This is a genomic window from Streptomyces sp. NPDC086766 (assembly GCF_044746005.1).
Classification (GTDB): Bacteria; Actinomycetota; Actinomycetes; order Streptomycetales; family Streptomycetaceae; genus Streptomyces.
The window spans coordinates 153848-167576 of record NZ_JBIVBI010000008.1; the positions used below are offsets into that span (position 1 = coordinate 153848).

13 protein-coding genes are annotated in these 13729 nt (G+C 72.1%); 11 read left to right on the forward strand and 2 right to left on the reverse strand.

Features of this window, described 5'->3' with window-relative positions:
* Positions 1–27: 27 nt before the first annotated feature.
* The 10 genes from ACIPM1_RS17530 to ACIPM1_RS17575 all read left to right on the forward strand — a co-directional run bounded on the left by ACIPM1_RS17530 (position 28) and on the right by ACIPM1_RS17575 (position 9246).
* Complete coding sequence (locus ACIPM1_RS17530) at positions 28–1725, forward strand: nitrite/sulfite reductase (RefSeq protein ID WP_402435169.1); 1698 nt, start codon at positions 28–30, stop codon at positions 1723–1725.
* The gene (locus ACIPM1_RS17535) at positions 1722–1904 is read left to right on the forward strand and encodes a hypothetical protein (protein WP_356184477.1); all 183 of its coding nucleotides are present in this window, start codon (positions 1722–1724) and stop codon (positions 1902–1904) included. The genes ACIPM1_RS17530 and ACIPM1_RS17535 overlap by 4 nt, the downstream gene beginning before the upstream one ends.
* Positions 1901–2611 carry a phosphoadenylyl-sulfate reductase gene (locus ACIPM1_RS17540; RefSeq protein WP_402435173.1) on the forward strand — a complete coding sequence of 237 codons (711 nt, stop codon included), beginning with the start codon at positions 1901–1903 and terminating at the stop codon, positions 2609–2611. The genes ACIPM1_RS17535 and ACIPM1_RS17540 overlap by 4 nt, the downstream gene beginning before the upstream one ends.
* A gap of 2 nt (positions 2612–2613) precedes the next feature.
* Positions 2614–3183, forward strand: coding sequence for an adenylyl-sulfate kinase (cysC, locus tag ACIPM1_RS17545; protein ID WP_402435176.1), 570 nt, complete (start codon positions 2614–2616; stop codon positions 3181–3183).
* Positions 3180–4115, forward strand: a complete 936-nt coding sequence (gene cysD / locus ACIPM1_RS17550; RefSeq protein WP_402435179.1) for a sulfate adenylyltransferase subunit CysD — start codon at positions 3180–3182, stop codon at positions 4113–4115. The genes cysC and cysD overlap by 4 nt, the downstream gene beginning before the upstream one ends.
* A 2-nt stretch (positions 4116–4117) precedes the next feature.
* Positions 4118–5473, forward strand: coding sequence for a sulfate adenylyltransferase subunit 1 (locus ACIPM1_RS17555; protein ID WP_402435182.1), 1356 nt, complete (start codon positions 4118–4120; stop codon positions 5471–5473).
* 225 nt (positions 5474–5698) lie between these two features.
* Positions 5699–6805, forward strand: coding sequence for an aliphatic sulfonate ABC transporter substrate-binding protein (locus ACIPM1_RS17560; protein ID WP_402435185.1), 1107 nt, complete (start codon positions 5699–5701; stop codon positions 6803–6805).
* A 34-nt stretch (positions 6806–6839) separates the two neighbouring features.
* Positions 6840–7619: an ABC transporter ATP-binding protein gene (locus ACIPM1_RS17565; protein WP_402435188.1), complete on the forward strand. Its 780-nt coding sequence runs from the start codon at positions 6840–6842 to the stop codon at positions 7617–7619.
* The gene (locus ACIPM1_RS17570; RefSeq protein ID WP_402435191.1) at positions 7606–8490 is read left to right on the forward strand and encodes an ABC transporter permease; all 885 of its coding nucleotides are present in this window, start codon (positions 7606–7608) and stop codon (positions 8488–8490) included. The genes ACIPM1_RS17565 and ACIPM1_RS17570 overlap by 14 nt, the downstream gene beginning before the upstream one ends.
* Before the next feature lie 6 nt (positions 8491–8496).
* Entirely contained in the window at positions 8497–9246 is a 750-nt protein-coding gene (locus ACIPM1_RS17575; RefSeq protein ID WP_356184453.1) for a sirohydrochlorin chelatase, read from the forward strand.
* Positions 9247–9470: 224 nt separating this feature from the next.
* On the opposite strand, the gene ACIPM1_RS17580 is transcribed toward ACIPM1_RS17575, so the two are convergent.
* Positions 9471–10088 (reverse strand): DsbA family protein, encoded by a 618-nt coding sequence (locus tag ACIPM1_RS17580; protein WP_402435194.1) that lies wholly within the window; start codon positions 10086–10088, stop codon positions 9471–9473.
* Positions 10089–10225: 137 nt separating this feature from the next.
* Positions 10226–10774, reverse strand: coding sequence for a DUF1697 domain-containing protein (locus ACIPM1_RS17585; RefSeq protein WP_402435197.1), 549 nt, complete (start codon positions 10772–10774; stop codon positions 10226–10228).
* Positions 10775–11158: 384 nt separating this feature from the next.
* On the opposite strand from ACIPM1_RS17585, the gene ACIPM1_RS17590 reads away from it, so the two are divergent.
* Positions 11159–13405, forward strand: coding sequence for an MMPL family transporter (locus tag ACIPM1_RS17590; RefSeq protein ID WP_402435200.1), 2247 nt, complete (start codon positions 11159–11161; stop codon positions 13403–13405).
* The last annotated feature ends 324 nt before the right edge of the window (positions 13406–13729 follow it).

Sequence of the window (13729 nt, forward strand, 5' to 3'; positions counted from 1 at the left end):
TCCGAAGTCCCGAAGGACGTATCAGCCATGGCCGCCACCCCGCAGAAGCCCGCCGCCGCGACTCCCCGCCGCAAGGTGAGCCGTCACCGTGGCGAAGGTCAGTGGGCCGCGGGCCACTTCACCCCGCTCAACGGCAACGAGCAGGTCAAGAAGGACGACGACGGTCTCAATGTGCGGACACGTATTGAGACGATCTACTCCAAGCGTGGCTTCGACTCGATCGACCCCAGCGACCTGCGCGGCCGGATGCGCTGGTGGGGCCTCTACACCCAGCGCAAGCCCGGGATCGACGGCGGCAAGACCGCGGTCCTGGAGCCGGAGGAGCTGGACGACCGCTACTTCATGCTGCGGGTCCGTGTCGACGGCGGCGCGCTGACGACGCGGCAGCTGCGCGTGATCGGCGAGATCTCGCAGGAGTTCGCGCGCGGCACCGCCGACATCACCGACCGGCAGAACGTGCAGTACCACTGGATCCGCATCGAGGACGTGCCCGAGATCTGGAACCGGCTGGAGGCCGTGGGGCTGTCCACGGTGACCGCCTGCGGCGACACGCCCCGCGTGATGATCGGCTCCCCGGTCGCCGGCATCGCCGAGGACGAGATCATCGACGGCACCCCCGCGCTGGAGGAGATGAAGCGCCGGGTGCTCGGCAACCCGGCGTACTCGAACCTCCCGCGGAAGTTCAAGACGGCCATCTCGGGTTCGCCCGTGCTGGACGTGGTCCACGAGATCAACGACGTCGCGTTCGTCGGCGTCCGCCACCCCGAGCACGGGCCGGGCTTCGACCTGTGGGTCGGCGGCGGCCTGTCCACCAACCCCAAGCTGGGCGTGCGGCTGGGCGCCTGGGTGCCGCTGGACGAGGTCCCGGACGTCTACGAGGGCGTGCTGTCGATCTTCCGCGACCACGGCTACCGCCGGCTGCGCAACCGGGCCCGGCTGAAGTTCCTCGTCGCCGACTGGGGCGCAGAGAAGTTCCGCCAGGTGCTGGAGGACGAGTACCTGGGGCGGAAGCTGACCGACGGTCCCGCCCCCGAGCAGCCCGTGCAGCGGTGGCGCGACCACATCGGCGTGCACCGCCAGCGCGACGGCCGGTTCTACGTCGGTTTCGCCCCGCGGGTCGGCCGCGTCGACGGCGCGACCCTGACGAAGATCGCCGACCTGGCCGAGTCGCACGGCTCGGGACGGATCCGCACCACCGTCGAGCAGAAGATGATCGTCCTCGACGTCGCGGAGGAGCAGGTCGACTCCCTGGTCGACGGCCTGGAGGCGCTGGACCTGACCGCCCGGCCGTCCTCGTTCCGGCGCGGCACCATGGCCTGCACCGGTATCGAGTTCTGCAAGCTTGCGATCGTCGAGACCAAGGCCCGCGGCTCCCACCTGATCGACGAACTGGAGCGCCGCCTGCCGGACTTCGACGAGCCGATCACCATCAACCTCAACGGCTGCCCGAACGCCTGCGCCCGTATCCAGGTCGCGGACATCGGTCTCAAGGGCCAGCTCGTCGTCGACGACAAGGGCGAGCAGGTCGAGGGCTTCCAGGTGCACCTGGGCGGCGCGCTGGGCCTGGAGGCCGGGTTCGGCCGCAAGGTCCGCGGCCTGAAGGTCACTTCGGAGGAGCTGCCCGACTACGTCGAGCGCGTCCTCAGGCGCTACCAGGCGGAGCGCGAGGACGGCGAGCGCTTCGCCGCCTGGGCCGCCCGCGCCTCCGAGGAGGCGCTGTCGTGAGCGAGCGTGCGGTGCCCTTCCACTGCCCCTACTGCGGCGAGGAGGACCTGCGGCCGAGCGAGGAGGGCCACGGCGCGTGGGAATGCGGGGCGTGCAACCGGGCCTTCCGGCTGAAGTTCCTGGGGCTGCTGGCGCGGGGGCTGAGGCGGGCCGACGACCGAGGGGACGAGCGGATATGACGACCACGCAGGAAGAACCCACCGACCAGGACCTGAAGGCGCTGGCCGAGCAGGCGGGCCGGGACCTGGAGGACGCCTCCGCGCCGGAGATCCTCCAGTGGGCGGCGCGGACCTTCGGCAGGCGGTTCTGCGTCACCTCGTCCATGGAGGACGCGGTGGTCGCCCATCTCGCCTCCCGTGCCCTGCCGGGCGTGGACGTGGTGTTCCTGGACACCGGCTACCACTTCCCGGAGACCATCGGCACCCGTGACGCGGTGAAGGCCGTGATGGACGTCAACGTCATCACGCTCACCCCGCGGCAGACGGTCGCCGAGCAGGACGCCGAGTACGGCCCGAAGCTGCACGACCGCGACCCCGACCTGTGCTGCCGGCTGCGCAAGGTGCGGCCGCTGGAGGAGGGGCTCGCGGGCTACCGGGCCTGGGCGACCGGGCTGCGCCGCGACGAGTCCCCGACCCGGGCGGGCACCCCGGTCGTGGGCTGGGACGACCGGCGGCGCAAGGTCAAGATCTCGCCCATCGCCCGCTGGAGCCAGGCCGACGTGGACGCCTACGTCGCCGAACACGGCGTGCTCACCAACCCGTTGCTGATGGACGGGTACGCCTCCGTCGGCTGCGCCCCCTGCACCCGGCGGGTGCTGGAGGGCGAGGACGCGCGCGCCGGCCGCTGGGCGGGACGCGCCAAGACCGAGTGCGGGCTGCACGGCTGACCATGACCGAGCTCTCTACGAATCAGGAGTCCCACGTGACCACCGGAGCCACCGTCTGGCTCACGGGTCTGCCGAGTGCCGGCAAGACCACCATCGCGCACGAGCTGGCCGGCCGGCTGCGTGCGGAGGGCCACCGCGTCGAGGTGCTCGACGGCGACGAGATCCGCGAGTTCCTCTCCGCGGGCCTCGGCTTCGGCCGTGAGGACCGGCACACCAACGTGCAGCGCATCGGCTTCGTCGCCGAACTCCTCGCCCGCAACGGCGTGACCGCGCTGGTCCCGGTGATCGCGCCGTACGCGGACAGCCGCGACGCGGTGCGCAAGCGGCACGAGACCAACGGGACGGCCTACCTGGAGGTGCACGTGGCGACCCCGGTGGAGGTGTGCTCCGTGCGCGATGTGAAGGGCCTGTACGCCCGGCAGGCGGCGGGCGACCTGACCGGCCTGACCGGGGTCGACGACCCGTACCAGGAGCCCGAGTCGCCCGATCTGCGGATCGATTCGCAGCACCAGAGCGTGCAGGAGTCCGCGGCGTCGGTGTACGCCCTGCTCAGTGAAAGGGGACTGGCATGACGACCGCCACCGAGCTCCAGGACGGCACCCGGAGCCCGTACGCGCTCTCCCACCTGGACGCCCTGGAGTCCGAGGCGGTGCACATCTTCCGCGAGGTCGCGGGGGAGTTCGAGAACCCGGTGATCCTCTTCTCCGGCGGCAAGGACTCCATCCTCATGCTGCACCTGGCGCTGAAGGCCTTCACGCCCGCGCCGGTGCCGTTCGCGCTGCTGCACGTCGACACCGGGCACAACTTCCCCGAGGTCATCGACTACCGCGACCGCGCGGTGGCCCGGCACGGCCTGCGGCTGCACGTGGCCTCCGTGCAGGACTACATCGACCGCGGTGTGCTCAAGGAGCGCCCCGACGGCACCCGCAACCCGCTGCAGACGCTGCCGCTGACGGAGAAGATCCAGAGCGAGCGGTTCGACGCGGTCTTCGGCGGCGGCCGCCGCGACGAGGAGAAGGCGCGCGCCAAGGAGCGGGTGTTCTCGCTGCGCGACGAGTTCTCCCAGTGGGATCCCCGGCGCCAGCGCCCCGAGCTGTGGAACCTCTACAACGGGCGGCACGCGCCCGGAGAGCACGTGCGGGTGTTCCCGCTGTCCAACTGGACCGAGCTGGACGTCTGGCAGTACATCGCCCGGGAGGGCATCGAGCTGCCGGAGATCTACTTCGCGCACGAGCGGGAGGTGTTCCGGCGGTCCGGGATGTGGCTGACGGCGGGCGAGTGGGGCGGCCCGAAGGACGGCGAGACCGTGGAGAAGCGCCGGGTGCGCTACCGGACCGTCGGCGACATGTCGTGCACGGGCGCGGTCGACTCCGACGCGGTGACGCTGGAGGCGGTCATCGCCGAGATCGCCGCGTCCCGGCTGACCGAGCGCGGGGCGACCCGCGCCGACGACAAGCTCTCCGAGGCCGCGATGGAAGACCGCAAGCGCGAGGGGTACTTCTAGCCATGACCAGCACCACCGAACCCACCGAGCCGCTGTCGGTCGAGCAGCTGTCGGAGACCACCCTGCTGCGGTTCGCCACCGCGGGGTCCGTCGACGACGGCAAGTCGACCCTGGTCGGCCGTCTGCTGCACGACTCCAAGTCGGTCCTGGCCGACCAGCTGGAGGCCGTGGAGCGCGCCTCGGCCGGCCGCGGGCAGCAGGGGCCGGACCTCGCGCTCCTCACGGACGGCCTGCGCGCCGAGCGGGAGCAGGGCATCACCATCGACGTGGCGTACCGCTACTTCGCCACCGCGCGCCGCCGGTTCATCCTCGCCGACACCCCGGGCCATGTGCAGTACACCCGGAACATGGTCACCGGCGCGTCGACGGCCGAGCTGACGGTGATCCTGGTCGACGCCCGCAACGGCGTGGTCGAGCAGACCCGCCGGCACGCCGCGATCGCCGCCCTGCTGCGCGTCCCGCACGTCGTCCTCGCCGTGAACAAGATGGACCTGGTCGGCTACCGGGAGTCCGTGTTCGCCCAGATCGCCGAGGAGTTCACGGCGTACGCGACCGAACTGGGCGTCCCGGAGGTCACCGCGATCCCGATCTCCGCGCTCGCCGGGGACAACGTGGTGGAGGCGTCCGCGACCATGGACTGGTACGGCGGCCCCACCGTCCTGGAACACCTGGAGACCGTGCCGGTCAGCCACGACCTGGCGCACTGCCACGCGCGTCTGCCCGTGCAGTACGTGATCCGCCCGCAGACCGCCGAACTGCCGGACTACCGGGGCTACGCGGGCCAGATCGCCGCCGGCAGCTTCCGGGTCGGCGAGCGGGTCACGGTCCTGCCCTCGGGGCGCACCTCGCGGATCAGCGGCATCGACCTGCTCGGCGAGCCGGTCGACGTGGCCTGGACGACGCAGTCGGTGACCGTCCGGCTGGAGGACGACGTCGACGTCTCGCGCGGCGACCTGATCGTGCCGAGCAAGGACGCGCCCGCGACCACGCAGGACGTGGAGGCGACCGTCTGCCACGTCGCCGACCAGCCGCTGACCGTCGGCCACCGGGTGCTGCTCAAGCACGGCACCCGCACGGTCAAGGCGATCGTCAAGGACATCCCCTCCCGCCTCACCCTCGACGACCTGTCCCTGCACCCGCACCCGGGACACCTCGCGGCCAACGACATCGGCCGGGTGAAGATCCGCACCGCCGAGCCGCTGCCGGTCGACTCCTACGCCGACTCGCGCCGCACCGGCTCGTTCATCCTGATCGACCCGAGCGACGGCACCACGCTGACCGCGGGCATGGTGGGCGAGTCGTTCGCCGCGCCGGAGCCGGTCCGGGACGAGGCCGAGGACGACGGGTGGGACTTCTGAGATGAACTCCACCGGTTTCTACACGACGTTCGCGAAGGAGGGCGGCCGGGTCGGCAGCGGCGCCCTGGGAAGCGGGCAGGGCGGAGTGGCGCGATGTGCGCGATGACGTACGCGCACCGCCTGCGCGCCCCGTCCCCCCACAGGAAGCGACGAAAACCCTGTGCCGACCTCCCGGCCACGACCTGAGAGACCGTGACCGCCGGGCCTCCGAGAGGACACCCTCCCGTGCCTGCCACACCCTCGCTCCGCCGTACCCTCGCGGTGATCGCCGCGCTGCCGCTGCTCACCCTGGCCGCCTGCGGCTACGGTTCCGAGGCCAAGGACGACTCCTCCCGCCAGCAGGTGGCGGCCGGGGCGAAGAAGGTCGACGGCCTCGACTCCGTGAAGATCGGCTACTTCGGCAACCTGACCCACGCGACCGCACTCGTCGGACGCGAGCAGGGCATCTTCCAGAAGGAACTCGGCGCCACCAAGGCCCGGTACGCCACCTTCAACGCGGGCCCCTCCGAGATCGAGGCCCTCAACGCCGGCTCCATCGACATCGGCTGGATCGGCCCCTCCCCCGCGATCAACGGCTACACCAAGTCGGGCGGCAAGAACCTGAAGATCATCGGGGGTTCGGCGTCCGGCGGTGTGAAGCTGGTCGTGAACCCGAAGAAGATCACGTCCCTGAAGGACGTCGAGGGCAAGCGGATCGCCACGCCCCAGCTCGGCAACACGCAGGACGTCGCGTTCCTCAACTGGGCGGCCGGCCGGGGCTGGAAGGTGGACCCCCAGAGCGGCAGGGGCGACGTCACCGTCGTCCGCAGCGACAACAAGGTGACCCCGGACGCCTTCAGGACCGGCTCGATCGACGGCGCCTGGGTGCCCGAACCCACCGCGTCCAAGCTGGTCGCCGAGGGCGGCAGGGTGCTGCTCGACGAGTCCTCGCTGTGGCCCGGCAAGAAGTTCGTGATCACGAACATCATCGTGTCGCAGAAGTTCCTCGCGCGGCATCCGAAGGCCGTCGAGGCGGTGCTGAGGGCCTCCGTCGCGACCAACAAGTGGATCGCCGCCGACCCGGACCGGGCGAAGGCCGCCGCGAACAGGCAGCTGGAGGCGGACTCCGGCAAGGCGCTGCCCGCGAACGTCCTGGACCCCGCGTGGAAGTCGATCCAGATCACCGACGACCCGCTGGCCTCGACCCTCGGCACCGAGGCGGAGCACGCGGCCAGGGCCGGTCTGCTGGCCGAGCCCGACCTGAAGGGGATCTACGACCTCACGATCCTCAACAAGGTCCTCGAGGACGCGGGCCGGAGCACCGTGTCCGACGCCGGTCTCGGCACGAGCTGACCCACGACCCCGACCCTTCCAGGAGGTGACGACCATGGCCACGATCCTCGCCAAGGCCGACGAGTCCGTCGCGCACGCGGCTCGCCTTGAGCATGTCTCGAAGTCCTTCGCGGGACCGGGTGGGCAGCAGCTCGTCCTGGACGACATCAGCCTCGATGTCGCGCCCGGCGAGTTCGTCACCCTCCTGGGGGCCTCGGGCTGCGGCAAGTCCACGCTGCTGAACCTGGTGGCGGGCCTGGACCGGCCCACCACCGGCTCCATCACGACGGACGGGCGCCCGGCGCTGATGTTCCAGGAGCACGCCCTGTTCCCGTGGCTGACCGCGGGCAAGAACATCGAACTCGCCTTGAAACTCAGGGGCGTTCCCCGGTCCGACCGGGGCGGCAAGGCCGAGGAGCTGCTCGAACTCGTCCGGCTGAAGGGCGCGTACGGCAAGCGGGTGCACGAGCTGTCGGGCGGGATGCGCCAGCGCGTGGCGATGGCGCGCGCCCTCGCGCAGGAGAGCGGCCTGCTGCTGATGGACGAGCCGTTCGCCGCGCTGGACGCCATCACCCGGGACGTGCTGCACGACGAGCTGACCCGGATCTGGCAGGAGACGGGACTGTCCGTCCTGTTCGTGACGCACAACGTGCGCGAGGCGGTACGGCTCGCGCAGCGCGTCGTGCTGCTGTCCTCCCGGCCGGGCCGGGTGGCCCGCGAGTGGACGGTCGACATCCCGCAGCCGCGCCGCATCGAGGACGCCCCGGTGGCCGAACTGTCCATCGAGATCACCGAAGTACTGCGGGGGGAGATCCGGCGCCATGGCCAGCACTGAGACGAAGACGGCCCAGGACGCGGCGAGCGTCGAGGCGGGCCTGGACGCGCTGGAGGCGAGGACGACGGGCCGCCCGCCGTTCCGGCAGACCTTCGTGAACAAGATCCTGCCACCGGTGATCGCCGTCGTGGTGGTCCTCGCGGTGTGGCAGGGCCTGATCAGCCTCAGGATCGTCACGGACCCGACCAAGCTGCCCTCGCCGGCGGCGGTGTGGCACACCGTCCGGGAGGCGTGGCTGCAGGGCACCCTGCTCGGCTTCATCTGGACCAGCGTCTCGCGAGGCCTGCTGGGCTTCTTCTTCGCCCTGCTCATCGGCACCCCGCTGGGCCTGCTGGTGGCCCGGGTGAGGTTCGTGCGCGCGGCCCTCGGACCGGTCCTGTCCGGTCTGCAGTCGCTGCCGTCGGTGGCGTGGGTGCCCCCGGCCGTGATCTGGCTCGGCCTGGACAACTCGATGATGTACGCGGTGATCCTGCTCGGCGCGGTCCCCTCGATCGCCAACGGCCTGGTCTCCGGCGTCGACCAGGTGCCGCCGCTGTTCCTGCGGGCGGGCCGCACCATGGGCGCGTCCGGCCTGCGGGGCACCTGGCACATCACGCTGCCCGCCGCCCTGCCCGGCTACGTCGCCGGTCTGAAGCAGGGCTGGGCGTTCGCCTGGCGCTCCCTGATGGCGGCGGAGATCATCGCCTCCTTCCCGGACCTCGGCGTGGGCCTCGGCCAGTTGCTGGAGAACGGCCGCAACGCCAGCGACATGGCCATGGTCTTCGAGGCCATCCTGCTCATCCTGGTCGTCGGCATCGCCATCGACCTGCTGATCTTCAGTCCGCTGGAGCGGTGGGTGCTGCGCAGCCGCGGACTCCTCGTCAAGGGCTGAACCCCCATGCGCCACCCGTCCCCCGTCCTCGTGGTCGTCGCCCACGGCAGCCGCGACGCGCGCCATGCCGCGACCGTGCACGCCCTCGTCGAGAGGGTGCGCCGGATGCGGCCCGGGCTGCGCGTGGAGACCGGGTTCCTGGACTTCAACGTCCCGTCCGTGCCGGCGGTGCTGGAGTCGCTGGCGGCGGAGGGGGTGCGGGACGTCGTGGCCCTGCCGCTGCTGCTGACCCGCGCCTTCCACGCGAAGGCGGACATCCCGGCGGTGCTGCGGGAGGCGCCCCCGCGGCTGCGGATCCGGCAGGCGGAGGTCCTCGGCCCGTCGCCGCTGCTGATCGGCGCCCTGGAGCGGCGCCTGTACGAGGCGGGGCTGGACCCCGCCGAGAAGTCCTCGACCGGGGTCGTGCTGGCCTCGGCGGGGTCCACCGACCCGGAGGCGAGCGCGGTGATCGCAGACATCGCGCGGGAGTGGCGGCACACCGGTTGGTGCGCCGTGCGGCCCGCGTTCGCCTCCGCGGCCCTGCCCCGCACCGAGGACGTGGTGCGGGAACTGCGGGCACTCGGCTGCGCGCGGGTCGCGGTCGCGCCGTACGTCCTCGCGCCGGGCTTCCTGCCGGATCGCATCGCGCGGGGCGCGGCCGAGGCGCGGGCCGACGTCCTGGCCGAGGTGCTGGGCCCCGCCCCGGAGGTGGCGCGGGTACTGCTGGAGCGCTACGACGCGGCGCGCAGGCCGGCCCTGACGGCGCTGGGCGCCTGAGGACGGCCCGGTTCCGGGAGGGCCGGCTCGGACGGGACCGGGCGACTGTCGCGGCCCCGACACACCGAGGTGTCCGCGGCCCGGCACTCCCCCGTGGTGCCGGTCCGCGGACGGCCCGGCCACCGCCCGCCGGAAGGCCGGCGTGCCGTGGTCGGCTTCTGCTTCAGCGTCACGACGGGCGCATGTGTCACCGCGGAGCGTTCGTCGGGGTCGATTTTCGGCCGTCAGTCGAACCGCAGGGCGCCGGTGCGGGTGCGCTTGAGTTCGAAGAGGTCGGGGCAGCCCGCCAGCACCCGGAAGCTGTCGAAGAGTTCGGCCGCGCGGGCACCCCGCGGGACGGCGCCCAGCACAGGCCCGAACCACACCGTCCCGTCGACATGGAGGGTGGGCGTGCCCACGTAGCCGCCCGAGTCGCGCTCGGCACCGGCCTCGTGACTGCGGCGTACGGCTTCGTCGTACGACGGGTCGTGGGCGGCGCGGGCGAGTTCGGCCGGGAGTCCGAGTTCGGCGAGGGACTCGGCGACCACCGCGTCGAAGTCCTCCACCCCGCCCTCGTGGATGCGGGTGCCGAACGCCGTGTAGAGGTCGCGCAGCACCTTCTCGCCGTGCTGTGCGGCGGCGGCCACGGCGACCCGCACCGGTCCGAGGGACTTGTCGACCAATGTCCGGTACCAGTCGGGTAGTTCGTTGCCGACGTTGTGCAGGTAGAGGCTCATCGCGTGGAAGCGGAGGTCGAGCGGGCGCTCGCGCTCGACCTCGAGCAGCCAGCGGGAGGTGATCCAGGCGAAGGGGCAGGCGGGGTCGAAGTAGAAGTCGACACGGGTGGGTGAGGCGCTCGTCATGTCCGCGAGGCTAACGGCGCACTCGCATACCCTCCCGGCCCAATCAGCGGGCTTTTCCCTGGTCCAATCAGCGGGCTTCTCCTGACCCCCGGTCGGCCGCGGTCTGGGCGGGGCCGCTCCTCGAAGGGCGCCCGCGGTCATTCCCCGGCGGTCAGCTCGATCAGCTTGAGCACGGTGTTCCAGTTCCGCGTGGTGGCGATCAGCCCCTTGGTGAGCCGGGGCCGCGACAGCTGCTCGGCGAGCTTGGAACGGCCGAGGCCGTCGGGGGCGTAGAGGTACAGGGCCCGGTCGCCGAGGCGGAACTCCTCGGGGAGGTGGCTGCCGGGGTCGATCTCCGCGAAGCGGGCCGCCTCGACGGCCTGGGAGAAGTACGTGACGTGCAGCTGCTTCCCCTCCAGCCCGGCGGCCGGGAACGGGCACGCCTCGGCGACGGCCCGCAGATAGGCGTGATCGCGCACGATCACGTCCACCGGGAAACCGAACCGCTTCTCGACCTCCGACGCCAGCTCCGCGGCGAGCGACTCCTCGTCGCCGTGCCCGGTGGCGAAGACGGCCTGGCCGCTCTGGAGATAGGTGCCGACCCCGCCGTAGCCGAGCCCGTCCATGAGGGCGCGCAGCTCGGCCATCGGGAGCTTCCTGCTGCCGCCGACGTTGACCCCGCGCAGCAGCGCCGCATACCTCGTCATGCCCCCACCATAGAGCGGCCGTCGTGCCCCGTGGGGGCGGGCACGACGGCCACCGGCCGTGGGGCCGGACGAAAGAAACCCTTGCGGATCCCGGCGTGTGGATCAACTCCTACACGCGGCTGTGATGTGTTCAACAAGGTTTCCGCTTCCCCACGCCGAGCCCTCCCCGCGGAACGGACACCCTGAGCATCACCCCCTAGAACACACGGTAGTTGTAAGGGGCCGCCGTCCTCCCCCGTGCGGAGGAGCCGGGGTCCGGGAGGAGTAGCCGCGGTCGCGGCACTTCACCGGGCAGCACGACGAGACGTACCCCCTGCCGCCCCTACCGTCGAGGCGGAAGGTGGCGGCAGGGGGCCGTCACCGCGCACGAGGGGGCAGGCCGTCATGGGGAACCAGGAAGCGCGGGTGCGTGGCCTCGCCGCGCGGGCCGGCGGCTGGAGCGCACGGCACCGATGGGCGGCGGTCGGCATCTGGGTGGTGTTCGTCGTCCTGGCGATGGGACTCGGTTCGGCGGCGGGCCGGGTGGACGTCAAGGACAGCGACCAGCTCAAGGGCGAGACGCACACCGCGGCGAAGATCATCGAGGACGCGGGGATCGAGCAGCCGGCGAGCGAGAGCGTCCTGGTCCAGGCCCGGAACGGCACGACGAAGGCCACCGACCCGGAGTTCCGGGCCGCCGTCACCGACGTCGTCGCGGCGGTCGGCGCCACCGGGCGGGTCACGGACGTGACGTCGCCGTACGACACCAGGACGATCTCGAAGGACGGCCGCAGCGCGCTGGTGCAGTTCGACATGCGGGGCGCGGCGGACACCGCCGGCGAGCGTGTCGAGCCGGTGCTGAAGGCCGTCGCGGGTGTCCAGAAGGACCACCGCTCGCTGCGGATCGAGGAGATCGGCGGCGCCAGCATGAGGAAGCAGTACTCCGACGCCTTCGGGGACGACTTCCAGCAGGCCGAGTACTCCGCGGTGCCGGTCGCCCTCGGCATTCTGCTGATCGCCTTCGGCGCGCTGGTGGCCGCGCTGCTGCCGGTGGCCCTCGCCGTCACGGCGATCATGGCGACGATGGGCCTGATGGGCATCGTGAGCCATCTCCAGCCGATGAGCGACACCGCGAACTCCGTGATGCTGCTGGTCGGCATGGCCGTCGGCGTCGACTACTGCCTGTTCTACCTGCGCCGGGAGCGGGAGGAGCGGGACGCCGGTCGGGACGCGGGGACGGCGCTGCGGATCGCCGCCGCGACCAGCGGCCGGGCGATCGTCGTCTCCGGTGTCACGGTGTGCGTGGCGATGGCGGGGATGCTGTTCACCGGGCTCGCCGAGTTCGAGGCGATGGGTCTGGCCTCGCTGATGGTGGTGGCGGTCGCGATGGTCGGCTCGGTCACCGTGCTGCCCGCGCTGCTGTCGCTGCTGGGCGAGCGGGTCGAGAAGGGCCGTGTCCCGTTCCTGCGGCGGCGGCGCCGGGGCGGCGGCGAGAGCCGGTTCTGGACCACCGTGCTGCGCGGTGTGCTGGCCCGGCCCGTGGTCTCCGTCGTCGTGGCCGTCGGTGCGCTGCTCGCCGTCGCGGCGCCGGCGCTGGGCATGAAGACCTCGCAGCTCACGCTGGACCAGGAGTTCGGCGACTCGCTGCCCATCGTGCAGACGTACAACCGGGTCAACGACGCCTTCCCCGGCGGCTCCGAGCCGGCCCAGGTGGTCGTGAAGGCCGGGGACATCGAGGCGCCGGAGGTCCAGCAGGCGCTGGCGCGCTTCAAGGAGCGGGCGGTCTCCTCGGGCGCCTCGCGCGGCCCGGTGGACATCAGGACGTATGCGGCGCGGAACGTCGCCTTCGTGTACGTCCCGCTGGTCGGCGGGTCCGACTTCGACAAGGCGGGCGCGAGCCTGGAGAAGCTGCGGGACGAGGTGCGGCCCGCGACGCTCGGCACGGTCGACGGGGTGAGTGCGCCGATCACCGGGCAGGTCGCCGGTTCGCACGACTTCAACGAGCAGCTCGTCGGCTCGGTCGTCCCGGTCTTCGCCTTCGTGGTGGTCTTCGCCTTCCTGCTGATGCTGGTGTCGTTCCGCTCGCTGACCGTGGCGATCACGTCGATCGTGCTGAACCTGCTGTCGGTGGGCGCGGCGTACGGCATCCTGGTCGCCGTCTTCCAGCACGGCTGGGGCGCGTCCCTGGTGGGCGCGGAGGGCGTCGGCGCCATCGTCACCTGGCTGCCGCTGTTCCTCTTCGTGATCCTCTTCGGCCTGTCGATGGACTACCACGTGTTCGTGGTCTCCCGGATCCGCGAGGCGCGGCTGCGCGGCCGGTCCACGAAGGACGCCATCCAGCACGGCGTGGTCACCACGGCGGGGGTCGTCACGAGCGCCGCGGTCATCATGGTCGCCGTGTTCGCGATCTTCGGGACGCTGTCCATGCAGTCCATGAAGCAGATGGGCGTGGGCCTGGCGGCCGCGGTGCTCATCGACGCGACGGTCATCCGCGGCGTGCTGCTGCCCGCCGTGATGGCGCTGCTCGGGGAGCGCAACTGGTACCTGCCGAAGTGGCTGCACCGGCTGCCCGACCTCACGCACGACGAGGCGCCGGAGGCGGTCGCCGCCGCCTCCCCCGCGCGCACCGAGGGCGAGCGGCTGGGGGTCTGACCCCGGCCTCCCCACCGGGACGACCAGGGCCGGCCCCGCGACACGGGGCCCGGCTCCGCGGACGGAGGGCCCGTCGGCTTCGGGGAGCCGGCGGGCCCTCGCCCGCACTCCCCGCGGTCGGCGCGGCGCCGCACTCGCCCCACGGACCCGTCCTCGCCCGGCCCGGAGGGCGTCCCCGCCCTCGGGGCACCGCGCGCGGGCCGCGACCTCGCCGGATGGGACACTGGCCGTTCGAACGAACGGATCCCGGCGACCCGCGCAGCGCGACGCGCACAGGGCGACGCACGCGACAGCGAACGGCCGCCGGCCGGCGCGGACACGGAG